This is a genomic window from Rickettsia conorii str. Malish 7 (assembly GCF_000007025.1).
Taxonomy (GTDB): Bacteria; Pseudomonadota; Alphaproteobacteria; order Rickettsiales; family Rickettsiaceae; genus Rickettsia; species Rickettsia rickettsii.
The window spans coordinates 1,066,238-1,091,460 of the sequence record NC_003103.1 but is presented as its reverse complement, the minus strand read 5'-3'; the positions used below and the strand labels follow the sequence as shown (position 1 = coordinate 1,091,460).

Below are 25,223 nucleotides of genomic sequence, written 5' to 3'. Positions count from 1 at the left end.
TTTGTCGTTTTTTCTTTCTATACTGAGAATTAGACGTTATGTTTCTAATTTTCATATCGTAGAAGCTTATAATATTCCTAAAATCAATATTTTTGATCTTGAAAATCCTTTAGATTTAGCAAGATTAAATGAACCGATGCTTGCTTTGTCTGCTCTAAAAGGATTTGTTATTATTGATGAAATTCAGTATAAATCGAATCTATTCCCTATTTTAAGAGTTCTTGTTGATACAACTGATATTAAATTTTAGTACTAGGCAGTGCATCAAGAGACTTAATTAAACAAGGTTCTGAAACACTAGCAGGTAGAATAGGTTATATTGAAATGACACCGTTTACCTTATCTGAAGTGTCAGGTACTCAGCAATTATGGATACGCGGCGGATTTCCTTTATCATATCTTGCAGATGATGAAGAGTTAAGTGCTTTATGGCGTCAGAATTACATTAAAACATTTTTAGAAAGAGATATACCAAATTTAGGTTTTACAATTCCGTCTATGCAGTGACGTAGGTTTTGGTTAATGCTTTGCCATTATCACGCTAATATATTATGCTTCAGAACTTGGAAATTCTTTCTCTATCTCATATATCATACCGCAAAGCATTATTTAGATATTTTAGAGGGAACTTTTATGATCCGTATTTTGCAGCCTTGGTATGAAAACCTTAAAAAAAGACAAGTTAAGACTCCAAAAATCTTTTTTAGAGATATTGGAATATATCACGCTTTATTAGGCTTAAATAATTATGAAGCTTTAAGCACTCATCCTAAAATAGGTGCATCATGGGAAGGATTTGCCTTAGAACAAATTGTTAGATATTAAAAGCCGAACCCGAAGAATATTATTTTTGGTCATCTCATAATGGAGCGGAAATAGATCTTTTAATTTTTAAAAATGGAAAACGTGTGGGGTTTGAAATTAAATATACAAATACACCGAGCATTACAAAATCAATGCAAATATCTTTAGAAGATTTAAAACTTGATCAAATTAATGTAATATTTCCAGGTGAGATTAGCTTTAAATTGTCAGAAAAAATACAGGCAATAGGTCTTGCGAGCTTAATTCAAAATGATACAAAAGCTGCAACTATATAGTTACAGCTTTTAGAATGTTATATTATTTCACATACGCCTTTAGAAGCTTTACCGGCAAGTTTGATATCTTTGGAAGCATTATCCACACAATTACCTAAATCTTGATTATATTGGTGGATTTGACTACTCGCTTGCATAGCTTCTTTTAATATTGCGTTATGTTTTTGCTGTTGTTCTTCAAATTGTACTTTTGCAGCTTCTAAAGCTGCTTTTCTTTGTTCAGGAGTTAATTTTTTAAATTTAGACATAATAATTACTACTTTAGTTAAATTCCTCTCGTTTTATTATTTGTAACTTTAATATTAGGAGTACGAGCAGGAGATAAACTCCTAGTATTAGTATCTTTTACTTGTGTTTGTTCTCTGATTTTATTAGCTAAAGATTTAGTTTTATCCACGTTAATTTTATTTAGTACTTTATTATGATGCTCTATATCTTTTACAACGCCGTCTGTCTTAATTGCTTTATGCTGATGTTTTAGAACTAAATATTTTTCATATGCATCTAAATATTTTTCTGGTTCTTTTTTATAACGCTCTTTAATATCACTTCCTAATTTCTTTATTTTATCTTTATTTATGTTGTGTTCTTTTTCATATTTAATAATTTCTTGATCTACTATTTTTTTACTATTTTCAATCTTCTCTACATGTGCCTTATGTATTTTTAACATTTCTTGGTGAAATTCTAATTCTCCTTTTAATTCTTTAACTTTTTTTGGTGTTAAGCCTTTTTTTTGTAATTGTTGTGATAAATTCGTTATTGTTTTATTTAATTCATTTAATTCTGTATGTGCTTGTTTGTGTTCTTCAGTTATTTTTTTATGGTTTTTATGTAATACTTTATACGCTTGATTTAGTTTAAATATTTCTTCATGAGTTAATATTTCACGATTTAACTCTTCATGATCAATAATGTTTTCCTTTTCTAGTTTATTTATTATCTTATCTAAACGCTTATTACTTTCTTCAATTCTTTTAGTATCTTTAGTAATATTTTTTATAAATTCATTATGCAAATTATTAAGTGCAGCAATTCTTTGTGCGATTTCTTTTTCTTCTTCGGCAAGTTTTATTGCTCTTTGTGATTTTAGAAATTCTTCTTCTTGAACCCTAGCTTTCTCAATAGATTGTTCTACTTCATAGTGCTTGAGCTTAGTTTCAGCAGTCTCTTTTAGATTGGATATGTCAAAATTCAAGCCATATGAAGCTGCTTCGCTTTGTAAACTACTCAATTCTCCTAGAATTATTTCTATTTGAGAGCGAGAATAAGAATTGTTACGATGCTCTTTTAAATTATCGAATTTATATTTTAATGTAGCTGTTATATCAGACATGCTCATCATCTTTAATATTAACGCCAAGAAACGTTAACAAAAGTTAATAATTAAGTCAAGAAAATTTTAATAAAAATTAATCTTGTATTTCTAGCCATTGATTTAATAACTCGTCTAGTTTCTTTTTATCATTAATTAATTGGCTAGTAATGCAGTTATATTTTTGAGGATTATCTAAATATAGATTAACGTCTTCAAGTTCTTTTTCTAAGTGTTTGATGGATATTTCTAGCTTTTCAATATAGTTGGGTAATGTTTCAAGCAAACGCTGATATTTATAAGATAGCTTTTTATTTAGAGGTTCTTTTTGAGAAGTTAGTGGTAGTGGTTTTGAAGCTTTTTTGGCTATAGGAGAGGTAGTAAAATACTGCTTATAATCTTCATAACCTCCTGTTAAATCATGAATTTTACCTTGAGCGAAAACTAAAGTTCTAGTAACTAACCTATCTAAAAAGTCACGATCATGGCTCACGACTATTAAAGTACCTGAATAATCTGTAAGTATATCTAGTAAAATTTCCAGACTATCCATATCGAGGTCATTAGTCGGTTCATCTAAAATTAACAGATTGCCAGGGTTAATTAGAATTTTTGCAAGTAATAATCTATTAGCTTCACCGCCTGATAAAACAGCGGTTTTTGCATTAAGTAGTTTAGGATTAAACATGAATTGTTTTAAATAACCGGCAACATGCATGGTTTTACCGTGTGGCAAAAATACTTGATCACCGCCTGTAGGACATAAAGTTTGTTGTAATGTATGATTAGGCTCTAGTTTTTCTCTATGTTGATCAAAATATGAAATATCTAAATTACCGCCATATATAATTTTGCCGCTTTCAGGGGTAAGCTGTTTTGTTAGTAGTTTGATAAAGGTAGATTTGCCTGAGCCATTTGCACCGATTATACCAATTTTCTCGCCGTTTTTTACACGAAAGCTAAAATTATTGATAATTTTAGTATTTTTATAACTAAAAGTAATATTATCTGCTTCAATAATGAATTTACTTTTAGCTATATTTTCGGCAAGTTCTGCCCTAACTCTTTGTGTTGAACTAGCTAGTTTTGCAGTCTGTTCTTGTGTTATTGCTCTTAAAGCTTTCAAATCCGCAAGTCTCTTTTGATTTCGTTTACGTCTAGCAGTAACACCGGCATTTAACCATTCATTTTCTTGAGATAATTTTTTATTTAATTTCCGAAGAGCGGCTTCTTCTTGGTCTATGATAATTGTTTGCCATTCATCAAAAAATTTAAATCCTTTATCGGATTTACGTAAAATTCCTCTATCAAGCCACCAAATTTTATTAGTAACCTTTGAGAGGAATGTTCTATCATGACTAACGCAAATAATAGCACCGTTATAAGATTTAACAAATTCTTCTAACCATTCGATTGTTGCAATATCTAGATGGTTAGTCGGTTCATCAAGTAATAATATTTCCGGCTCTAATATTAAAGCTTTAGCAAGGCTTGCTCTTCTCAGTTGACCGCCTGAATAGGTGGATAAATTATCTGTTCCGTTGATTTGTAATTTTTCTAGAATTATATCGATTTGGTATTTATCTATTTCTTTTGTACTATCTGTTTGTTGTAAAACAAAATCATAAACAGTTAGATGAGTTTTTATAGCAATATCTTGTCTTAAATAACCGGTTGTAACTAAAGGATCTTGAAATAATGCACCGTTATCTAACTCATAATCACCTGATATGACTTTCATTAAGCTTGATTTCCCGCAGCCGTTACGTCCTATAAGACAAATCTTATCGCCTGTGTACAAATAAAGCTCTAAATCAGATAAAATTACTTTATCCGCAAAACTTAAGTTACCGTCTTTAATGTAATAAATTGGGGTCATAGTTGATTATTGGCTCGTTTTAATGTCATTCCTGCGAAAGCAGGAATCTAGAAAAATAACCTTAATATTGGTACAAAATTACATATTTGATAGAATAAACATATAAAAATAAGTTTTTATATGTTTTACTGGATTCCTGCTTTCGCAGGAATGACATTAAGTTAAAGGTTGGTAAACGAAGTTTAATTTGGAAAAGTACAAGGAGTCCATAAGACGAGGAACGGAACGTATACTTAATACGTGAGTACGGTGCTTATAGGACTTTGTGCCAATTTTTTAAATTAAACGAGTATACTCTTAATCACTAAACTAGCATTAGTACCACCGAATCCGAACGAGTTGGAAAGCACGTAATCTATCTTAGTTTTCTTAGCTTTAAGTGCAACTAAATCTATATTCACCTCATCCATAGGGGTATCTAAGTTTAAGGTTGGCGGTGCAATCTGGTCTCTAATTGCAAGAGCTGAAAAGATAAACTCAACACTTCCTGCCGCACCAAGCAAATGTCCTATTGATGATTTAGTAGAAGACATTAAAACTTTGGGATTCGCTTCTAAAAATAATTTTTGTACGGCTGCTAATTCTATTCCATCACCAAGTGTAGTAGAAGTACCGTGTGCATTAATATAATCAATCATATCGGGCGTGATAGTTGCATCTAGCATTGCGTCTCTCATCGCTCTATAAGCTCCTCTACCTTCAGGATGTGGAGCTGTCATATGATAGGCGTCACCTGTAGAGCCGTATCCTATAACTTCACCGTAAACTTTAGCCCCTCGATTTAAGGCATGCTCATATTCTTCTAAGACTACAACGCCTGCTCCTTCACCCATAACAAAGCCGCTGCGGTCTTTATCCCAAGGTCTTGAGGCTTTTTTAGGATTATCGTTATATTTAGTACATAATGCTCTAGCAGCAACGAAACCTGCAACTCCGACAGGTGTAACTGGAGCTTCCGCACCGCCTGCGATCATAACATCGGCATAGCCGTGCTTTATCATACGCATAGCATCGCCTATAGCATGTGCCCCTGTAGAGCAAGCTGTTACTGCCGTTTGGTTTGGACCGCTAAAACCGTATTTTATAGAAACAAGACCGGATAAAAGATTAATTAATGAAGCGGGGATAAAGAAAGGACTAACTTTGCCGTTATTTTCTTGATAAAGTTTGATAGAGGTATCTTCGATCATTTTAAGCCCACCGATTCCTGAACCTAATATCAAGCCGGTTCTATCACGAGATTTTTCATCGTCGGGTAACCAGCCGCTATCTTCAACTGCTTCGGTTGCGGCCGCTACTCCGTAATGGATAAATTTATCCATTTTACTTAGTCTATTAATGTCATCTGCTTGTATGAAATTTTCAAGTTTAAATCCATCTTTCTCAGAGTTATCTATAAGTCCGGCAATTTTACACGCAAGTTTAGAAGTGTCAAATTCTGTAATAGTTTTTATACCGCTTACTCCATCTACAATATTTTTCCAAGATGAGCTAACATTAAGCCCAACAGGAGTAACAAGTCCAAGTCCGGTAATAACTACTCTTTTATTTACTCTTTGATTCGACATTTTTATTATCTATTAGGGATTTTTTATGCAGATTAAGATTGGCGTTCTTTGATATATTTTATAACATCGGATACGGTTTTAATTTTAGTGGCTTCATCATCAGGGATATCAATACCGTATTCAACTTCTATTGCCATCATTAACTCTACGGTATCAAGGCTATCAGCTTTCAAATCTTCTATAAATCTTGAATCCGTAGTTATTATCGATTTATCTTTATTTAGCTTTTCAGCAACCATTTCAATAACTTTCTGTTCGATCTTATCCGTTGTACTCATAATTTTGAACTCCATAAATCATTTAATTTTATATGCCGTATAATAGTGGTTATTCAGCTATTAGACTTTATTTTAACTTGTATGAATATTTATTTAAAATATTCATTGCATTTTATCTTTAAAAGAACTTCTAGCACAAAAAATTATTTTATGCTAGCACAAAATAATCTTATTAATTTTTATACCATTAACATACCACCGTTTACATGTATAGTTTGACCGGTAATATATGATGCCTGATCGCTTGCTAAAAATGCAACTGCGTGTGCCACGTCTTCCGGCATACCATAAGTGCCTAACGGAATTTTTTGTACTATAGCTTCTCTTTGTTTTTCATTTAGTTTATCGGTCATATCTGATTTAATAAATCCTGGAGCTACTGTGTTAACCGTAATGCCTCTGGTTGCAACTTCGTAAGAGAGCGATTTGGTCATACCTATTAAACCTGCTTTAGAAGCACAATAATTAGCTTGCCCGGGGTTACCTGAAATTCCTACTATTGAAGATATGTTAATAATACGTCCATACCTGTTTTGTATCATTTTTTTTATTGCTTCACGATTTAAAATAAAATTTGCTTTTAAATTAATATCAATAACTTTGTCAAAATCTTCATCTTTCATTCTAATTGCTAGCGTATCGCTAGTAATACCGGCATTACATACTAAAATATCTAACTTTGATGCTTTAGATATTAAATTTCTACATTCTTCCTTATCGGCAAGATTACATACTTCTATCGTATAATTATCTTTTACAACCTTTCCAAGGGATTGTAATTTTTCCTCATTACTACCGCTAATAATTACATGGCTTCCGAGTTTGTGCAGTAACCTCGCTATAGCTCCGCCTATGCCTCCTGAAGCTCCCGTAATTAAGGAAGTTTTACCTGTTAAATCAATCATTTTCTTCCTCCGTTTGATCAAGATTTATATTAGTAATTTTTGACGATTTTTCACGTATTATTTTCTCAATTTCGTTGGAAATTTGTGGATGTTCTTTTAAATATTGTTTGACGTTTTCACGCCCTTGACCTATGCGTACGTTCTTGTAGGAAAACCAAGAGCCGGATTTCTCAACAATATCAAGCTTAACTCCAAGGTCGATTATCTCGCCTTCTTTTGAAATACCTGAACCGTACATTATATCAAAATCTGCAGTTTTAAATGGAGGAGATACTTTGTTTTTGACTACTTTTACTTTGGTTTGGCTGCCTATTACTTCTTCTTTATCTTTAATGGAGCCGATTCTTCTTATATCGATCCTAACAGAAGCATAGAATTTTAAGGCATTACCGCCTGTCGTAGTTTCAGGACTACCGAACATCACACCTATTTTCATTCTGATTTGATTGATGAAAACAGTAATACAATTGGTGCGATTAATTGATGCAGTAAGTTTACGCAAAGCCTGGCTCATTAACCTTGCTTGAGAAGCCATTTGAGCATCACCCATTTCGCCCTCAATCTCTGATTTCGGTACTAAAGCCGCAACACTATCTATTATTATCATATCAATACCGCTGGAGCGAATTAACGTATCGGCAATTTCTAGGGCTTGTTCACCTGTATCGGGCTGTGAAATAATAAGCTCATCAATATTTACGCCTAATTTTTTAGCATAAGCAGGGTCTAATGCATGCTCGGCATCAATAAAAGCACATGTACCACCCTTTTTTTGAGCTTCTGCAATTAAATGCAATGTTAGAGTGGTTTTACCTGAGCTTTCAGGACCAAAAATTTCGATGATTCTACCTTTGGGAACACCGCCGATTCCAAGAGCTATATCTAGCCCAAGTGAGCCGGTTGATACGGCCTCTATATCAACATGCGGACGCTGCCCTAGTTTCATTACCGAACCTTTACCGTAGCTTTTTTCAATTTGTGCGAGTGCTGCGGCAATGGCTCTTTCCTTATCTGTATTTGACATAAATTTCCATATTATAAACTTACCAATTAAAATATAAGCTTGAGAAAGAAAAATCAAATTTTATTTATGTTATTGTGCTTGTAAGATTAAATCTTGACTTCCATACTAGGTGATGCTTAGATGTTAAATTTACTTGTGTTATGGTTAATTGATTTGGACTTGCTGACAACTGAATTAACCTAGGACTATTAACAAAAGAAATTTTAAAGCTAATTAAATTACTTGTTAACAGTCCCATAGTTCTCGAAAAAGATAGATTTAGTAAAACCCTTATTAAATAACTTATCACATATGGTACCACAATTTCCGCAAACTGAATATATCGCTAAAGATAATTCATCATCTATATCTTATAAATTTAGATGGCATATTTTAATTATTTTAAGCATTTGCTTACTTTTGGTATCGATGGATGCTACAGTCTTGTATGCTGTTATGCCTACTATAATCCTTGATTTAAAACCATCTAATTTACAACAATTATGGATAATCAATGCATATGCATTAGTATTATCAGGTCTTCTCATTACCGCAGGTGCATTAGGAGATAGATTTGGTCGTAAAAGATTATTACTTTGGAGGCTTTTAGTTTTTTCCATCGCTTCAATGTTAGTTTATGTATTTGATAGCTCATGGGGATTAGTATTATGTCGTGCTTTACTTGGGTTAGGAGGATCAGTGATGATGCCTTCCACTTTATAATACACATGAACGTATGATCGCAATATCCGTGTGGGGAATAATGGCAACCGTAGGAGCAGCTATAGGACCAGTACTAGGAGGAGTATTGGTTGAGCTTTTAAGTTGGCAATTTGCATTTTTTAATAAATGCACCTATTGCATTAGTAATTATTGCTTTTGGTATAGTTTGGATTCCTAAATCATCTAATCCTAGTAATGAACCCATGGGATTGGATAGGAGTATTTCAATCGTTTTTTGGGATGGCAGCTTTAGTTCAAGACATTGAGATGTTGGCTAAATACGGTATTATGAATCTAGCATCCGGTGGAATGCTATTAATTGGCATTGTGTTACTAATAGTAATTACCTTACGTTATGCCAACTTAAAAGTGATGATCCGTTAGTGGATATGCGTTTATTCTTAATTAGCAATTTTAGTATAGGAGTAATAGTTTATTTGCTGATTACGTGTGTCTTAGGACCCATAATGTTATGGTTACAGTTTATCAAAGGGTTAAGTCCTTTGTATGCAGGTCTTTATATGTTGCCTGCAGCAGCTTTTGCTTTAATTGCATCTTTAGTTATGCCATATTTACTCACACGATTTATCGCACGTGTAATAATGTTTAGTGGGCTTATCTTTACTACTATATCATTGATGTTACCTAGTATATTAGACTATAGAGATTTATTATCGAATACTATGTTATATATCTTGGATTGCTTGGTATAGGAAGTAGTCTATGCCTCTCTACACCGTAACAGTTATGATGAATGCAGTACCGGCAGAGAGATCTGGAGGTGCAGCAGCATTACAAGAAACAGCATATGAATTAGGTAATGTATTAGGTATAGCTGTTATTGTGAGTATTACGTCTTTATATATATAGTAACAATCTAGTAATGCCTCACGGTGTTTCTGTATCAATTGCAGAAGTAGCTCATGACTCAATCGGTGAAGGAATAATTATTGCTCAACAACTACCACCTTCATTTGCTTACGAATTAATTAAGGATGTTAATATTACTTTTATAAATGCATTTAATATAGTAGGTATTATTCTAGGAATAATCATGCTAATATTGGCGGGTGTGATTATGTATGTTCTTCCTCCTTTTAAAGTATCTACCTCTCTACATTAATATGATGAAACTGGTATAGAAACCTTACCGTCTTTTGCTATTTTTGCACTATAATGGTTAATAATGATCTTAGTGCTTATTTTATAGTAGGTAGTTAATAAAATGAGATGATGATATTTTCAAGGCTATAAATCATTACTAAATATTTTTTCTAATTCTGTTAAGCGTTGTTCTATTCTTTCGATATCGCTTTTTGTTATAGATCTTTCTAGTAAATCTGCTATCTCGGCTCTTAGATTTTTTTATTTTCATTTAAAATAAATTCTATGATGAGTCTTGAGATGGTTTTAGTATTGTGGTCAGATATAGTTGTTCCCGATTAATTAAACTTACACTGCTTAAGTTTCAACCACCGAAGAGAAATAAACTCTTAGTGGTCGGGGGAGTAAGAAAAGCATCAACGATAGCCATAATAGCCTTTAGGTTCTAAGCTTAAGCTTTAAACCTTGGACATAACTATTATAACCCCGACCGTGAAGTCGAGGATTGCATCAGTTTTGTAAGAAATGTTCTCACTTTTGGCAGAGGTTCCGATACCCCGAAATAACACTTTGCTACTCTAAGCATCATTTTATATATAACTTTCAAAAAGTCAATGATGGTTTGTGATGGTACTAACAACGTTCTATGCTTCTATACCTAAGGAGTTATATGGTGATGATACATCGGCTAATAACGGCATTTTGCAATTTTGATAGTCAATATCTGTGTAACAAGGATTAAATATCTCAAATGTTTCTATAATGCTTTCTTTATATTCTTCAGACTTGGGATTTGCTGTTCGTATAATTGTTATTAAGCGTGCAAAGTTGCTGATAGTCTGAAAACTATCATCACCGCCAAGACTCTTACATATTTCATGCAATATTCCGCTTGAAGAATCTAAGTTTATTGCTATAGCGGATGGGGAATTTAATTTTACAATTTCATTATTTAAATTAGTTAGTGGTAGTATTGAGAATTCATATTCCTTAATAGATTTTGCTAGTTTTATAATATCATGTAAATTATTTATTTTTATAACTTCATCGAATATAACTGCATTCTTCTTAAAATTTTCATATAGTAGTTCTACAAATGCTAATTCTTTATTCTTCATTACTAAATCTAAATTTTCATTTTGTATATTTCTTCCCTTATACCAATCCCATCCATATTTAATACAATACCCTAAGATCGTACCTACAGCGAATGTTCCTAATGCTATTCCAGCTATATAAGCACCGCTGCTATATCCACCGTCATTTGTATCATCGTTAGGTCTTTCTGTAGTAGTAGGGTCAGTGTAAGCTTTACCGAGTTGATCTAAAATATTTTTACCTATTTCTGTAGGAGAGACATTATCTAAAGAGAGACCTAAGTGATTTAGAGTATTTTCAAGAGTATTTATAAACGATTCACGAGGGATTAAAGTTTCTGTATAAGCGTTATAGTTTTGTAAAGCACTCATAGCTTCTTCTTTAGTGCATTCATTTAAACCTAAGAAATCAGCTCCGCTAGTTTCGGTAATATTGCCTTGAGAGAATATATAATCATTCATTACTTTATAAAGTTGACTAAGAATACTAGCCGTACCGTTTTGATGAGGTGTTACGGTTTGTTGTAAAAGTATATGAGGATTATTTTCAGCATCGATAAAAATATTATTTATTGGAATATTTAAACCATTGTTGCACTCTTGGTGTAGTATTGAAAAATCATTTGGGGACTCATTGAAAGATTGTTCAATGTTTTTCCAATTACACTGTGTATTATCCACTATATAACCTTTTTTAAAAGCTCCTTCAACAGTACTATATACTGATGAAAATATAGTACTGCTTAATTTATGAATGATGTGGCTTACATTACCCGATAAACGGCTTACTATTTCATTGCTAAATATAGGCATAACGCATTTAAAATTTATATTTAACATAGATGCCATAATGTTACTCCTTTAATTAATAAAACATGGTTTCTAAAGTATGTTAATGTTTTTGTCAAGATAAAGTTAAAATAAATTAATATATGGAAAGATTTGAGAAAGATGATTGTTATGCTGTAATGTTTCGTTTTTTTGTCATTGCGAGGAGAGACAAAGCCTCGACTTGGCAATCATTTTGTACTAGACTTCTTGCATAACCTATCTTATAAAGAGGAATTTACAGGAAACGGATGTGAGTACCGGATTGAAGTACAAATTATCTTTAGAAGGAGGTTATGCAAGAAATCTACTGTTTCATGAGGTTGCCACGCTCCTTACAGTCGCTCGCAATGATGATTTGGTGTCCATGCAATAATACCTTGCGGGGATGACATAGAACGAGCTATACAATATTACTTACCTATGCAGAAATTTTTAAAGATCTCGCCTAGTATTTCTTCTACGTTGATAACACCTGTAATTGCACCGATGCAGCGTGCCGTCATTCTAATATCTTCAGTTGCTAGAACTAAATCATTATCTAAGCTAAAAGCCGTTAAATGTGAGAGAGCTTGTTGTAAATAGTTACGATGACGCTGATTTGTTATATAAGGAGTTTCGGTAAATCCTGCCATATTTTCGGCAATATTTTCAATATTTTTTAATATACTTGAAAGAGCAATATTATTTTTTACTGAAACTCTTAAGCATTTATATTTATTTTCAATAGAAAAGATTTTACTAGCTTCGATTAAATCGATTTTATTAATTATTGTGATAGTATTTTCATCAATTAAATTAATAATATCTTCATTTATAGAGGAGTCTAATTTTTCGGCATCAAACATTATAATTTTAATATCTGCTGTTTTAGCTGAATTTATAGCTCGTTTTATACCTTCCTGCTCGATAATGTCACTACTTTCTTCTCTTATACCTGCTGTATCCTGTAAAATAATAGGATAGCCGCCAATGTCTAAATGTCCCTCAATTATATCTCTAGTAGTTCCTGCAATATTTGAGACAATCGCTATATCTCTCTGCATTAAGAAGTTTAGTAAGCTAGACTTACCAACGTTTGGCGGACCGATAATTGCAAGCTTAAGACCACTTCGTAGTAATTCTCCTTTTCTGTTATCATTAAGATATTCCGATATTGTATTTACAAGAATTGTATGAGTATTAGTAACTTCATTAAGGACGGTATCAGGTATATCTTCATCCGGGAAATCTATATAAGCTTCAAGCAGAGAGAGCATTTTTAAAAGTTGACTACGCCAATTATTATATAATGCTTCAAGTTTGCCGCTTGCTTGTCTAATTGCTTGCTTATGCTGCATTATAGTTTCGGCATTAATTAAATCGGCTATCCCCTCTGCTGCTGTTAAATCAAATTTGTTATTTAAAAAAGCTCTTTTGGTAAACTCTCCTGCTTCTGCCAAACGAATACCAGCTATATTTAATAATGCATTTGTCAGCATTATAGATATAGCTTTACTGCCATGCGTGTGAATTTCGACTACGTCTTCCCCGGTAAAGCTACCAGGTGACTTAAAATAAACAACCATAACATTATCGATTAGCTCCTTAGTTTCAGGGACTGTAATTTGTTGATAATACATTAATCTTGATTTAAAGTCCTTTCTACCGGTAAGTAGCTGTAAAACTTCTAAACTTTTAGGACCAGAAATCCTAAAAACTGCTACGCCTGCTTTACCGAATGCAGAGCTTTGTGCAAATATCGTTTCCACTTATTTTCTATGCCTCTTGCTTAAGTTATTTTATATAATATAATAATAACAGAAATAATCATATTATTATTAATTAAGAAAATCATGACCCCAAAAACAACCTCTTTAAACTTTAGCCGTTTAAATTGTCAAATCCCGAATTATAAAACTAAAATTCTAGAACTTAGCAAGGAACGTGAGTCAAGTTCTATATATATAGATTTTGTTCAAAAGTTTTTAAATTATATTCCGATAGATTATGATTTTGAGAATAGAGCAAAATTATTCCAAAATTTTGCAGATGAAGCCTTTAAGTTTTTTAAGCAAAGGATAGCAAGAGCAAGAAAAATAGCAATAACAAAGGCAGTTATCGAAAATGATCCGGCAATAAATGTCTTGATATTACTTGATAATAAGCCGCATATTGTTGATTTTATCATATGTCTGCTTAAAAACATGAATTTGCAAACTAAGTTTTTACTCCATCCGGTAATAAACTGTGTCCGAAATAGTAAAGGAGAATTAGAAAAAATATTAGCAAATTCTGTGTCGGATGCAAAATCAGAATCAATACTACATTTAACCATTTTAGGAAATTTTGACGATAAAACTACTAGATTTTTAACCGAGGCTATAAATGAAAGATTAGAAAAGTTAGAGCAAAGCTATAGCTATTTACCGCAATTACGCACAAAATTACAAGATTTATCTAAAAATATAATTGATAATTATAAATTAAATTTTAAAGAGGCTAAAGAATTCTTAAATTGGTTACAAAACGATAATTTGGTTTTATTAGGGACTCTTGATTTTGAAGTAAAATCTTTAAAATTAAGCAATGAAATAGGAGCAGTAAAAATATGGCAAGAAGTAAAAGACGAGATTGATGATATTATAAAATGTTCTGCTAATCCTTTATATCAAAATCAATTAATAATACTCGGTAAAATAAATAGTGCGTCGCTTATCCATTCAGATAATTTAATCGACTATATCTTAGTGAAAAATTTTGACTCTTCGGGTGAATATATTTCGGGAAGTATAATTTTCGGTATATATAATTCAAATATGTATTACCATTCAATAAGTAATATTCCAATCCTACGACAAAAATTTAATTTTGTAATTGAGAAAGCCGGTTTTGCATTATCTGGTTATAATGCTGATAAGTTAAGAATTTTAATGGAGTCGTTACCGAGAGAAGCTTTAATACAAATTGATCAAGGCGATTTATATTGTATGTGTTTACATATGCTCTCAAGTATGATGAGTAAGAAGCTTAAATTATTTATTCAATATGATTGGTCTAGTTCTTTTCTTAATATCATAATTTTTCTGCCACGAGAACGTTTAACGGCTGAAATCCATAATATGATAGATTGTTATTTAGCAGAAAAATTCGGTAGTAAAATTTTATCCAACTATATCACCGAAGTAGCCGGTAATTTTTCTTATCTTTTTGTAACGCTTGAAGCACAAGGGGAACATAAAATAAATTTTGAAGCAGAAATAATACAGCACGATTTAGATCGTATCTCTACATGTTGGAGTGAAGATTTTTATTTTAAGTTTTCTAAAAAATTCGGCGAATATCAAGCAGGTATTAATTTAAAGCTTTTTGATAATGTTTTTTCGGCAGATTATCGGCAAAAATTTTCTCCGGAAATAGCTTTAGTAGATATTGAATATCTAACGGAAGCAAGTAAGTCACAAAAATGTATGTTTAATCTAGTTTCTGTAAATGAAACGGAATTTTACTTAAAAATATATAGTCCAAAAGTAAAACTTGCACTTTCTAACATATTGCCGCCAATAGAAAATTTAGGTTTTAAAGCAATTGATGAACAAACTTTTGCAATTAAGGAGGCTCTCGAAATCAAAGAAAGCTGGATATATAATTTTATCTTAACTTCTATTGTACCTGTAAAGGATAATATTACCGCATTAAAAATAAATGTTGAAGAAGCTTTAGACAAAATGGCACTTGGGATGCTTGCTAATGATTCTTTAAGTAAATTAATAGTGCTTGCCGGTTTTAATTGGAAGCAAGTTAAACTCGTCAAAGCTTTAACAAGATATTTACATCAAACGGGATTTAGTTACGGTAAAGGCTATGTACAGTTAACGTTACTTAAACATCCCGAATATACAAAAATGTTGGTAAATCTATTTGATATAAAATTTAATCCTAAACATTCGGATAATAATTGTGACGTAATTAAAGATAAACTAAATAATTACTTAGTAACCGTTGAGATGAGTAGTGAAGATAAAGTACTACGTAATATGCTTGGTATAGTTAATGCTATTACTAGAACAAATTACTATCAACCACATAAACATATTTTTTCATTTAAGTTTGATTCTTCAAAAGTACCGGATTTACCTAAACCTGTTCCGTTTGCCGAAGCATTTGTTTATTCTAGAAATTTTGAAGCTGTTCATTTAAGAGGCGGTCCCGTATCACGCGGAGGGCTTAGATGGTCGGATAGAGCAGAAGATTATAGGCTTGAGGTCCTTGGGCTTATGAAAGCACAAATGACTAAGAATTCTGTTATTGTCCCTGTCGGTTCTAAAGGCGGATTTTATGTTCATTTTACTGAGGAAGGGCTTACTCGTGATGAATATATGGAAAAAGTGGTAGAGTGCTATAAGAATTTCCTTAGAGGTTTATTAGACATAACTGATAATATCATTGATGGTAAAGTAGTACATCCAAAAGACGTTATTATTTATGATAAAGAAGATCCTTATTTAGTGGTTGCTGCCGATAAAGGTACAGCCTCATTTTCGGATTATGCTAATAGTGTGGCAAGAGAATATAATTACTGGCTTGATGATGCTTTTGCTTCCGGTGGTTCTGCAGGTTACGATCATAAAAAAATGGCTATTACTTCCAAAGGAGCTTGGATTGCCGTAACTAATCACTTTAAAACTTTAGGGTTAAATGTCCAAAAAGACCCTATTACCGTCGTAGGTATAGGAGATATGTCGGGAGATGTGTTCGGTAACGGTATGCTCAGATCAGAGACTATTAAGTTAGTTGCTGCCTTTAATCATAAACATATATTTATTGATCCTACTCCTGATCCTTTATCAAGTTTTAATGAGCGTTTGCGTTTATTTAATTTAAAGGGGTCTAATTGGTCTGATTATGATTCTAAGCTTATTTCTAAAGGAGGCAAAGTATTTGAACGCAGTAGTAAATTAATAAAATTATCGCCGGAAATTAAAAAATTACTTGATATAAATGATAATGAATTATCACCGGAAGAATTAATTAAAGCTATTTTAAAAGCAGATGTTGATTTATTGTGGAATGGCGGAATAGGCACTTATATCAAAGCTAAAACGGAAAATAATTTAGAAATCGGTGATAAAGCAAATGATAACCTTAGATGTAACGGTGAAGAAATTAGAGCAAAAGTTATAGCAGAAGGCGGTAATGTTGGGGTATCACAGAGAGGTAGAGTTGAATATGCTAAAAAAGGCGGGCGCATAAATGCTGACTTTATTGATAATTCAGCAGGTGTTGATTGCTCCGATCATGAGGTAAATATCAAGATTGCTTTAAGTAGTGCGATAACCTCAGGAAAAATTACTTTAGAAGAACGTAATAAACTTCTAAACGATATGACAAAGCAAGTTGAAGAGTTAGTATTAATTGATAATTATAAGCAAACCGAAGCAATAACAATTATGCAACTATCTCCTACTTTAACTGTTAATATACTTAGTCAATTTATAGATATTTTAGAAGAAGAAAAAGTATTAGAGCGGGAAAATGAATTCTTGCCTAGTGCAGAAGAATTGAATAGCAGAGCTATGAGCGGTGAAGTATTAACTCGTCCTGAGCTTTGCATATTGCTATCATATAGTAAGAGATCTGCTTATCATGAGTTAATTAATTCTACTTTTTCCCATGATAAATATTTTGATGCATATCTTATAGATTATTTTCCTGAAATGATGCAAAAAAAGTTTCGTAATGAAATTTTATCTCATCCACTTAAACATGAGATTATTAAAACCGTTACTATAAATAAAATAATGAATCAGCTTGGAGGACCGCTTATTAGTATTGTAAAGCGTGAGATTGGGGCTCCTCTTTGTGATATAATAAGGTCATATACCATTATTTGTGAAATTTTTGATCTTGATGATATATGGGAAACGATAAGTAAGCTACCTACTAATATTGATTACAATGTAAAAATCGACATGTTTACCGAAATAACGAAATTAATGCGTCGAGGTATTTCGTGGTTTATTAAAAATTTAAAACATCCTATTAATATTAGTGAAACTATAGAAGAGTTTAGAGTTCCTGCACAAAACTTAAGAAAAACGGTAGATACTTTATTAGTCGGAGAAACTAAAATAAGATTTGAAGAAAAATTAAATTATTATACCACTAGCGGGGTAGAGGAATCATTGGCTGCTACTATCGCTACATTTGACAATTTAATTTCAGTATTTGACATTATATATGTAACAAAACAGACTTCAGGGAATAATAAAGAGATAGCAAAAGTTTATTTTGTTATAAGTGATATGTTTAGTCTTGATTGGTTACGTAAAGCTTGTGATAGGCAATTGAACGATTCATTTTGGCGTCGCTTAGGTATTCAATCGCTAAAAGATGATTTATATGACAAACAACGTAGATTATTAATAAAAATAATTAATAAATCTAAAACAACTATTGATTTAGATTTATGGATTGATAATAATAATAACTTAGTTAGAAATTTGCTTGATTTTATTAAAGAAATTAAAGCTCAAGAAACTATAGACTTAAATATAATTATTTTAGCAAACAAGAAATTTGAAATATTCTTACAAAAACTTGAGTAAATTATGTCGTCAATGCTTAAGCAAATTAGGTTAGAGTCAGGTAAAACTTTAAATCAGGTATCTAGTGATTTAAAAATTAGAAAAAAATATTTAGTAGCTTTAGAAGAGGGTGATTTTGATGTTTTACCGGGAGAAGTATACGTAAGAGGTTACTTAAAATTATACTTGGATTATCTTAATGTAAAAGATAGAAATGCAGAGCAGATAGAAGCTACTAAACAGAACGAAACCGAAAAATTATTAAATAATAAAAGAGCTACGGTGATAAATTATAAACGTAAAAAACAATTAGTACTTATATCTATTATAATGTTATCAATTATTATTGTAAGTCATCCATTCATAATTAACGCTTAAACGAAAATGGATAATGAAATATTAGACTGCTTACAGAATGAAGCTAATAAAGAGGCATTTGAAGGAGACACGGAACGCGGCACCGCAGCGTACATAGACGTACGTGAGGATGCGAGTACAGGATCGACGTACAAATTACCTTTAGACGCAAGTTATGTAAGCAGTCTAAAGAAATTAATGGAAGAAGTAGAACATAAACTCGATGATTTGTTGAGTATGCTTGTAAATAATCAAAATGAAGTTCAAAAATTACAAAACGAAAATAAAGCATTAAAAGATAATTATATAATAATGCTAGATCAAATTAACATTTATATTAATGAACTTGAAGAAATAAAAAAACAGCAAAAATAATTATGTCAATTGTTACGGTAACATTAAATAACAAGAGTTTTCAATTATATTGTAATAATGGAGATGAGGAAGAATTACTATCTTTAGCGAATAAATTGAATGATAAAATAGCGGAAATTAAACTTGGTAGTCCCACAGCCTCTTTTGAGCTATTATTAGTTATGGCATCACTTAATGCACAAGCTGAAATAGTTAGTCTAACAGAAAAACTTAATAAAAATGGTCTTCAAAAAAATCATCCCGACGAAGAAAAATTCGCAGAAACCTTAACTACTATAGCAGGTTACCTAGAAAACCTTGCACGTAAAATGGGAAAGTGATATATTAACTATTAGCTGCTTGGTTCGTGAGCTTAATATTAACCTAGGACTACCACTAACTTTTAGGACATCGTCCCTGTCTAATACTAATTCAGTTTAGATATATGAAGTCCACCTTTACATAAAGGTCTTTGAAGGATTTTAAGTAACGGCCAAAGCGGTCATGTATACTCGTTTAATTTGAAAAATTGGCTACGTTGTCTTTGGCTGATAATCCTCACGTACTAGTATGTACACTGCGGTTATCAGCTTCAAAACGCCTTGCTCTTTTCCAAATTAAACTTCGTCGTCTACCTACTTTTCGTTTACTCACAGTATACCTTTAAAATGAAACAAACAAAATCACGCAATAAAGTTCTCGGTGCTTTTTTAGGCACTATTATTGAATATTACGACTATAGTTTATATGGTTTTTCAGCGGCAATTATCGCTGATAAATTCTTTTCAGCCAGTACTGATCTATTAACAAAGCTTGTAAATGTTTTTGCCGTTTATGCAGCAGCATATTTATCAAAGCCTATGGGTGCTTATATTTTTGGACGTATAGGGGATATATACGGTCGAAAAAAAGCCTTAAGTTTTACGATTATCGGTATTGTAATCCCTACCTTAATAATAGGTTTATTGCCCGATTATTCCTCGATAGGAGTTTGGAGTACAATAATTTTAGTTTTATGTCGCTTCATGCAAGGTATTTTTATTGGAGGGGAATATGACGGTGCAGCGATTTATGTTATTGAACATTTAGGAGCAAAATACCGATTTACTGCCTCGGCAATAACTAGATGTACAGGAGTAATGGGTTTATTATGCGGAATCGGTGCAACTAATTTCTTTAATTCTCATATTTTTCCGGAGTGGGGTTGGCGTATTCCGTTTTTACTAAGTTTACCACTTGCATTAATAACTCTTTATTATCGCCGGAAATTTGATGAAACACCGGAGTTTAAAAAAGCACACTATAGCCAAGATTCTATTGAAAAACTTAGCTCTATAATTAAAAAGCAATGGAAAAATATTGCACGGTTAATATTTTTAGCCGGAGGTTTTGGAGCAACATATCAAATTGCTATCATCTTTATGAAGCAATATTTACCGATCGTATTACCTTCAATCGGTATTATTATGAGTGCTTTTTCGGTCTTAATAGTAATATGTTTTGCTGTTTGCATGCCGATTGCCGGTTTTATTGCCGATCGCTTAGGAGTTAATTCAGTATTAAAAATCGCATTTATATGTACTATTACAGCAAGTGTATTTTTTGTGATAGCAGTAAAATATCAAATGACTAATTTAGGGCTTGCAGCTAGTTTAATGTTAGCTGCATCAGTTGCACCTTTTAATTCTCTTGCTCATAGTATAGTTATTAAGTCTTTTGTAGTTAAAGAACGCTATCGTGTTATAAGTTTAGGACATAATATCGGCTCAATGTTAATGTCCGGTACTGCTAATTATATTTGTGCAAAGGTAATAAAATCATTTGATTTTAACCTATTCCCGATTTTATATCTTTGCATGTTTGCCGTACTTGCTTATTCTATGACCATATTATTTAACCGTAATAGGTAAAAAATAAATCTTGACGATAACTTTAAATGTTATGCATAAAATTTTTCATAAATCTATAATTTTTATTATCTTATGTATACAAGGAAATATTAGTTTTACCGATGCAAACGGAAGTATATACGTTAGATATTGGTAATTGCAAAGAACGTAAATATAACTATGAAGATCATTTGGAAGAATTGTTGAAGCAAGAAATTTCTTTAGCAATGCAGAAGAATGGTTTAAGAGTTAAGCTATTGTACAACAAAGATATTAGAACACAAAAGCTTGATGATTTAGTATCTCGTTTCCGTAGCTCCTATAATAATACTTATACTGCTTTATATACGCCTTTATTATGGTCTGAGGTGAACCTGTTATAATGTTAGGAGAAAAAATAGGAGCTGATATATTTGTATTACTTAATTATGTGCAAATGATAAAGACTAATGGAGCTCGTACACATTAATGAGTGCTTTGGGTTGTTCAGTAAGTAATGCAGATAATATATTTATGTCTATAGGAATAGTAGAAGCAAAAAGTGGTAGAATATTATGGACTAATGCAACGCCCCAAGCACAACCATTTAGTAGCTCTATTTTCTCTTCTTGTGATAAATCAGAAATTGGCAATTTTTATTCAGTAATAAATATGCTTTTATCTCCATTATAAACTGAATTTTCTGTCGTTCAGGGGTGGTTGGTGTGGCTTATTATTCCTCTCTGTCATTCCGTGATTTATTCACGGGATCTAGTAAAACATATAGTATGGGTAGACAAAACACATCTAATTTAAGTGCATAAACTATAAATCATTTTTATCAAATAGGAAAAATTCACCTATTTCAGGGGTAATCAACTTATTTTCATCAATATTATGTTTTTTTCCGATCTCTTTAAAAAGATTATCGTTATAACCCGAATCACCTATAAAACAAATATCTCCTATCTTAGTTTTAATGATCAAAGTTCCCCATAATGCTTTATTTTTATCAAATATTCCTCTAGCCGACCAATGCTGTGTCGGTTCTAAATAAAATTCTACATCGCCTTTAATTTCATCTTCTTAGAAACTTTTTGAATTTAGCTGTATTTCTTGTTCTTTATATGACTCTCCCCACCCTAAGGTAACAATTTCTGCATCGGTAATATGTTTTTTGATTATTACGTCATTCATTAGCGGTGTAATAATCTTAGGGTTATCTTGTACCCATAAATCTTTAATTGTTCTGATGTCTAAATGGTCATAGTGATTATGGCTTATTAATATAACATCTATTTTAGGTAAATCGGTAAAATTAATACCGGGTTTTACCACTCTCGTTGGTCCTGTAAAAGTAAAAGGACTAAGCCGCTCCGACCATACCGGATCGGTTAAGATATTTAAACCGTCTATTTGAATTCAAAAGGTTACATGTCCTACGTAGGCTACTCGTACAGCGTCATCTCGATCACTTGATACTAATGAATTTCGTGGAACTCGTCTGTAGTCACTAATGTACACTGTGCAGACTCGTCCTTAAATTCATCTTGTCTGAAGCGATCGAGATTTAGCTGTGTATTTTTACTGCTAGTTATTTTTTGTGGTGGAATATCAGTGGAAGTAAACGGCAGTGTTGTCGGCCATTTTGGTCATTTTGAAGTTATTTTCCATTTTAGAATATCAAGTAAGGTTTTAAGTTTTATATTAGGCTCAATATTGAAAAACATATTTTTATTTAGATAGACCTTCCTTTCGGTTTATTAGAGCTTTTAACTTGTTTAGCAAAAGATTTTGTCTTTTTATTTGTTGGTTTATGAATAAACCCTCTAGTTTTTTCTCCTATCAACATGGCTTCTTGCAGTATATCTTTTGGTAGTTTAGCTATAGATGCCGATATTTCCGGAGTTTGTTTTATTTCTACCGTTATCTTTTTTGCTTTATTTATATCTCTGCCTATTACTTCATCTAGTGGAACATTTTTATAATCTGCAAGAGCAACAATTGCTCCCATATCAGGCATTTTTGTACGACCATCTAGAAAATTTTTCCACGCTGTTTCATGAGTACCTGTTTTTTCACTTAACTTATACGGGGTTATATTGTCTGTTTCTAATATATTCAGTACAAATTTTTTAAAATTATTTCTAATTTCTTCTGGATCATCTTTATTTGTTTCTGATATATCGTTAATCCGATTAAATCGTTCTTTTGACCTTATATCTTCGCTCATTATTTGTTCCTGTAAAATTTACTCCTAAAAATTGAGAGTTAAAATAACTTCATAGATAGGTTCTTAGACTTATTTATTAATATATAACTAATAAATAGTAAATAGAAGATAATTATAATGAAAATAATAAATTTAAGCTATTGAATTAAGTATTTAGGTCGTATATATGAAATTTAAATTAATCTATTTTAACTTTTTTTGTCACAAATTATAAAATTTTTCTGTAGTATGAGCCATGTCTGTTCCACTTCTTTTTCTATAAATTAAATTTCAGATGCAGAATCTAAGATATTTTAAAAAGATTATATAAATTAAAAATTGTTTTTTCTGTATCTTGATCATTTATGAATAAGGTAATTTTAACTTCTGATAATTGTATCATGTGAACATTTATATTATCGTTTGTTAACTTTGATAATATCGTTTCAAGTAATTTACAATCATTTTTAATCCCATAACCAATAAGAGAGATTGTAGCAATTTCGGTATCAAAAGTAAAATATTGTATCTGCTTATCATCTTTTAAATTAGTCAGTAAAGCTTGTAAATTATTTTTATCGGTTAAATTTGTAATAAAACTATATTCTTCATTATTTTTTATCTCTTGCATAAACTCAATATGATTATTATTTTGTGTAATCATATTTGCAACTTGCAAAAAACTTAAAGACATGCTCTTTACAGATATTTTTAATAAATTTTTATTAGAAGTAATGCTGTTAATAATCCCATTCTCCATATTTTTATCCTTTGAAGTGATTAACGTACCTTCTGTATCCGGTGAAAATGTTGACAGAACACGCATATCTATTTTATACCGCATTACTAACTCTCCGGCTCTAGGGTGTAGTACTTGTGCTCCACTTGATGCTAGTTCTAACATTTCTAAAAAATCTATTTCTTTTATCTTCTTGGCATTTGGAATAATTCTTGGATCAGCAGTAAATATTCCCTCTACATCGGTATAAATATCACATCTATCGGCTTTCATAGCTGCAGCGATTAAGGCGGCAGTAGTATCAGATCCTCCTCTGCCCAAAGTAGTTAACCTATTGGATTTGTTAATTCCTTGAAAACCGGCTATTATAGGGATGGTATTTAACTGTAAATATTTTTCTAGTAAATCTGTAGTAATTGATTCTACTAAAGCTTTACTATGATTATTATCGGTGAGCATCGGTAATTGCCAAGCTAGAAATGATCGCGCCTTTATATCTTCTTCTTGAAGAGCGAGCGCTAGTAATGAAGCAGTGACTATTTCACCGCTAGAAAGTGCTACATCATATTCTGCAAATTGAGAAATGTTATTAAGGCTTGATAATTCATTACACAATGTGACAAGTTGATTAGTAACACCTGCCATAGCCGAAACTACTACAATTACTTGGTTATTTTTAGCTATTTCGGTTTTTATGATAGGAACGATTTTTTTTATTCTATCAATATTTGCAACGGAAGTGCCACCGAACTTTTGAATTATTAAGGCCATAAGTAAAGAAAGCCTAATAGAATATTATGTTATATAATTAATTTCCGCCTGTCGTCATCTAGCGCACTTACAGACATTATTGTGTGGAACGGTTTTCAATTGTCATCTCGCGACTTGACCGCGGGATCCAGCTTAAAATACTAATAATATTAGTACTTTAAATTATTTTTATGGGCCCTTTAGTCAAGCCACGGGGTGACCAAGTGGACTTTACCAATCAACGTAACAATGCCATAAAAAGCATTTTTCGTTCCACGTAACACTAGTAGATCAAATCGCAATACTTAAGTACTTGCAATTTCTTTAACATTCACGATTTTATGATTTCGCTTAGTTAAAAATTCTACTCTACCTTCTATCAAAGCAAATATTGTATGATCTTTGCCAAGTCCTACATTCGTTCCAGGATGAATTTTTGTGCCGCGTTGTCTAACTATAATATTACCGGGTATTACATATTGTCCATCGGCTTTTTTAACTCCTAGCCTTCGACCGGCCGAGTCTCTTCCGTTTCTAGAACTACCACCGGCTTTTTTGGTTGCCATTTTATAATTCC

At 31.9% G+C, this 25,223-nt stretch carries 30 protein-coding genes, 1 other RNA gene and 2 pseudogenes; 18 read left to right on the top strand and 15 right to left on the bottom strand.

Annotated features, from left to right (window positions below):
• The first annotated feature begins 1 nt into the window (after position 1).
• The 5 genes and pseudogenes from RC_RS11305 to RC_RS11285 all read left to right on the top strand — a co-directional run bounded on the left by RC_RS11305 (position 2) and on the right by RC_RS11285 (position 1,100).
• Positions 2 to 250: a hypothetical protein gene (locus tag RC_RS11305; RefSeq protein ID WP_407635648.1), complete on the top strand. Its 249-nt coding sequence runs from the start codon at positions 2 to 4 to the stop codon at positions 248 to 250.
• Between the two features lie 74 nt (positions 251 to 324).
• Complete coding sequence (locus RC_RS11300) at positions 325 to 507, top strand: ATP-binding protein (RefSeq protein ID WP_010977758.1); 183 nt, start codon at positions 325 to 327, stop codon at positions 505 to 507.
• 15 nt (positions 508 to 522) lie between these two features.
• The gene (locus RC_RS11295; protein ID WP_010977757.1) at positions 523 to 825 is read left to right on the top strand and encodes a DUF4143 domain-containing protein; all 303 of its coding nucleotides are present in this window, start codon (positions 523 to 525) and stop codon (positions 823 to 825) included.
• Positions 819 to 887 (top strand): annotated as a pseudogene (locus RC_RS11290) (hypothetical protein); the annotation flags it as partial. The gene RC_RS11295 and the pseudogene RC_RS11290, both read left to right, overlap by 7 nt.
• A gap of 21 nt (positions 888 to 908) precedes the next feature.
• Positions 909 to 1,100 carry a hypothetical protein gene (locus RC_RS11285; protein WP_010977756.1) on the top strand — a complete coding sequence of 64 codons (192 nt, stop codon included), beginning with the start codon at positions 909 to 911 and terminating at the stop codon, positions 1,098 to 1,100.
• Between the two features lie 17 nt (positions 1,101 to 1,117).
• Here RC_RS11285 and RC_RS05890 read toward each other — a convergent pair whose 3' ends face one another.
• From RC_RS05890 to recA, 7 genes are all read right to left on the bottom strand, one after another.
• The gene (locus RC_RS05890) at positions 1,118 to 1,348 is read right to left on the bottom strand and encodes a hypothetical protein (RefSeq protein ID WP_010977755.1); all 231 of its coding nucleotides are present in this window, start codon (positions 1,346 to 1,348) and stop codon (positions 1,118 to 1,120) included.
• 17 nt (positions 1,349 to 1,365) lie between these two features.
• On the bottom strand, positions 1,366 to 2,436 hold the full coding sequence (locus tag RC_RS05885; RefSeq protein WP_041471745.1) for an actin-based motility regulator RoaM: 1,071 nt from the start codon (positions 2,434 to 2,436) through the stop codon (positions 1,366 to 1,368).
• 76 nt (positions 2,437 to 2,512) lie between these two features.
• Entirely contained in the window at positions 2,513 to 4,294 is a 1,782-nt protein-coding gene (locus tag RC_RS05880) for an ABC-F family ATP-binding cassette domain-containing protein (RefSeq protein ID WP_010977753.1), read from the bottom strand.
• A 281-nt stretch (positions 4,295 to 4,575) separates the two neighbouring features.
• The gene (gene fabF, locus RC_RS05875; RefSeq protein ID WP_004997426.1) at positions 4,576 to 5,862 is read right to left on the bottom strand and encodes a beta-ketoacyl-ACP synthase II; all 1,287 of its coding nucleotides are present in this window, start codon (positions 5,860 to 5,862) and stop codon (positions 4,576 to 4,578) included.
• A 32-nt stretch (positions 5,863 to 5,894) separates the two neighbouring features.
• A complete protein-coding gene (gene acpP, locus RC_RS05870; protein ID WP_008579292.1) occupies positions 5,895 to 6,155 on the bottom strand; it encodes an acyl carrier protein in 261 nt (86 codons plus the stop codon).
• A 164-nt stretch (positions 6,156 to 6,319) separates the two neighbouring features.
• A complete protein-coding gene (gene fabG / locus RC_RS05865) occupies positions 6,320 to 7,045 on the bottom strand; it encodes a 3-oxoacyl-ACP reductase FabG (RefSeq protein WP_016830954.1) in 726 nt (241 codons plus the stop codon).
• Positions 7,038 to 8,069: a recombinase RecA gene (gene recA, locus RC_RS05860; RefSeq protein WP_014411056.1), complete on the bottom strand. Its 1,032-nt coding sequence runs from the start codon at positions 8,067 to 8,069 to the stop codon at positions 7,038 to 7,040. The genes fabG and recA overlap by 8 nt, the downstream gene beginning before the upstream one ends.
• 291 nt (positions 8,070 to 8,360) lie before the next feature.
• Here recA and RC_RS10870 point away from each other — a divergent pair, with 291 nt between their 5' ends.
• From RC_RS10870 to RC_RS10535, 5 genes are all read left to right on the top strand, one after another.
• Entirely contained in the window at positions 8,361 to 8,771 is a 411-nt protein-coding gene (locus tag RC_RS10870; RefSeq protein ID WP_010977749.1) for an MFS transporter, read from the top strand.
• Between the two features lie 13 nt (positions 8,772 to 8,784).
• Positions 8,785 to 8,949 carry a hypothetical protein gene (locus tag RC_RS11110; RefSeq protein WP_010977748.1) on the top strand — a complete coding sequence of 55 codons (165 nt, stop codon included), beginning with the start codon at positions 8,785 to 8,787 and terminating at the stop codon, positions 8,947 to 8,949.
• A gap of 17 nt (positions 8,950 to 8,966) precedes the next feature.
• Entirely contained in the window at positions 8,967 to 9,155 is a 189-nt protein-coding gene (locus RC_RS05850; protein WP_010977747.1) for a hypothetical protein, read from the top strand.
• A 339-nt stretch (positions 9,156 to 9,494) separates the two neighbouring features.
• A complete protein-coding gene (locus RC_RS10540) occupies positions 9,495 to 9,641 on the top strand; it encodes an MFS transporter (RefSeq protein WP_146709393.1) in 147 nt (48 codons plus the stop codon).
• A gap of 13 nt (positions 9,642 to 9,654) precedes the next feature.
• Positions 9,655 to 9,894 (top strand): hypothetical protein, encoded by a 240-nt coding sequence (locus RC_RS10535; protein WP_010977745.1) that lies wholly within the window; start codon positions 9,655 to 9,657, stop codon positions 9,892 to 9,894.
• A 625-nt stretch (positions 9,895 to 10,519) separates the two neighbouring features.
• On the opposite strand, the gene RC_RS05835 is transcribed toward RC_RS10535, so the two are convergent.
• The gene (locus tag RC_RS05835; protein WP_010977744.1) at positions 10,520 to 11,821 is read right to left on the bottom strand and encodes a DUF5460 family protein; all 1,302 of its coding nucleotides are present in this window, start codon (positions 11,819 to 11,821) and stop codon (positions 10,520 to 10,522) included.
• A 392-nt stretch (positions 11,822 to 12,213) separates the two neighbouring features.
• Entirely contained in the window at positions 12,214 to 13,551 is a 1,338-nt protein-coding gene (mnmE, locus tag RC_RS05830) for a tRNA uridine-5-carboxymethylaminomethyl(34) synthesis GTPase MnmE (protein ID WP_010977743.1), read from the bottom strand.
• Between the two features lie 84 nt (positions 13,552 to 13,635).
• Here mnmE and RC_RS05825 point away from each other — a divergent pair, with 84 nt between their 5' ends.
• From RC_RS05825 to RC_RS05795, 8 genes are all read left to right on the top strand, one after another.
• Positions 13,636 to 18,387 carry an NAD-glutamate dehydrogenase gene (locus RC_RS05825; protein ID WP_010977742.1) on the top strand — a complete coding sequence of 1,584 codons (4,752 nt, stop codon included), beginning with the start codon at positions 13,636 to 13,638 and terminating at the stop codon, positions 18,385 to 18,387.
• A gap of 3 nt (positions 18,388 to 18,390) precedes the next feature.
• A complete protein-coding gene (locus RC_RS05820) occupies positions 18,391 to 18,744 on the top strand; it encodes a helix-turn-helix domain-containing protein (RefSeq protein WP_010977741.1) in 354 nt (117 codons plus the stop codon).
• 6 nt (positions 18,745 to 18,750) lie between these two features.
• Positions 18,751 to 19,098, top strand: coding sequence for a palindromic element RPE1 domain-containing protein (locus RC_RS05815; RefSeq protein WP_010977740.1), 348 nt, complete (start codon positions 18,751 to 18,753; stop codon positions 19,096 to 19,098).
• Between the two features lie 2 nt (positions 19,099 to 19,100).
• Positions 19,101 to 19,418, top strand: coding sequence for a cell division protein ZapA (locus tag RC_RS05810; protein WP_010977739.1), 318 nt, complete (start codon positions 19,101 to 19,103; stop codon positions 19,416 to 19,418).
• Between the two features lie 9 nt (positions 19,419 to 19,427).
• Positions 19,428 to 19,586, top strand: a non-coding RNA gene (gene ssrS / locus RC_RS08075) — 6S RNA.
• Between the two features lie 159 nt (positions 19,587 to 19,745).
• Positions 19,746 to 20,987: an MFS transporter gene (locus RC_RS05805; protein WP_016830950.1), complete on the top strand. Its 1,242-nt coding sequence runs from the start codon at positions 19,746 to 19,748 to the stop codon at positions 20,985 to 20,987.
• 101 nt (positions 20,988 to 21,088) lie between these two features.
• A complete protein-coding gene (locus RC_RS05800) occupies positions 21,089 to 21,349 on the top strand; it encodes a hypothetical protein (protein WP_010977737.1) in 261 nt (86 codons plus the stop codon).
• A gap of 85 nt (positions 21,350 to 21,434) precedes the next feature.
• Positions 21,435 to 21,638, top strand: a complete 204-nt coding sequence (locus tag RC_RS05795) for a hypothetical protein (protein ID WP_010977736.1) — start codon at positions 21,435 to 21,437, stop codon at positions 21,636 to 21,638.
• A gap of 132 nt (positions 21,639 to 21,770) precedes the next feature.
• Here RC_RS05795 and RC_RS05790 read toward each other — a convergent pair whose 3' ends face one another.
• From RC_RS05790 to rpmA, 6 genes and pseudogenes are all read right to left on the bottom strand, one after another.
• The gene (locus RC_RS05790) at positions 21,771 to 21,932 is read right to left on the bottom strand and encodes a hypothetical protein (RefSeq protein ID WP_004997461.1); all 162 of its coding nucleotides are present in this window, start codon (positions 21,930 to 21,932) and stop codon (positions 21,771 to 21,773) included.
• A gap of 99 nt (positions 21,933 to 22,031) precedes the next feature.
• Positions 22,032 to 22,346 (bottom strand): MBL fold metallo-hydrolase, encoded by a 315-nt coding sequence (locus RC_RS05785; RefSeq protein ID WP_071597819.1) that lies wholly within the window; start codon positions 22,344 to 22,346, stop codon positions 22,032 to 22,034.
• Between the two features lie 21 nt (positions 22,347 to 22,367).
• Positions 22,368 to 22,675: pseudogene (locus tag RC_RS11280) on the bottom strand (palindromic element RPE3 domain-containing protein).
• An 8-nt stretch (positions 22,676 to 22,683) separates the two neighbouring features.
• Positions 22,684 to 23,178 (bottom strand): hypothetical protein, encoded by a 495-nt coding sequence (locus RC_RS05780; RefSeq protein ID WP_010977734.1) that lies wholly within the window; start codon positions 23,176 to 23,178, stop codon positions 22,684 to 22,686.
• Between the two features lie 283 nt (positions 23,179 to 23,461).
• Entirely contained in the window at positions 23,462 to 24,667 is a 1,206-nt protein-coding gene (locus RC_RS05775) for an aspartate kinase (RefSeq protein ID WP_010977733.1), read from the bottom strand.
• 284 nt (positions 24,668 to 24,951) lie between these two features.
• Positions 24,952 to 25,212 carry a 50S ribosomal protein L27 gene (gene rpmA, locus RC_RS05770; RefSeq protein ID WP_004997475.1) on the bottom strand — a complete coding sequence of 87 codons (261 nt, stop codon included), beginning with the start codon at positions 25,210 to 25,212 and terminating at the stop codon, positions 24,952 to 24,954.
• Between the last annotated feature and the right edge of the window lie 11 nt (positions 25,213 to 25,223).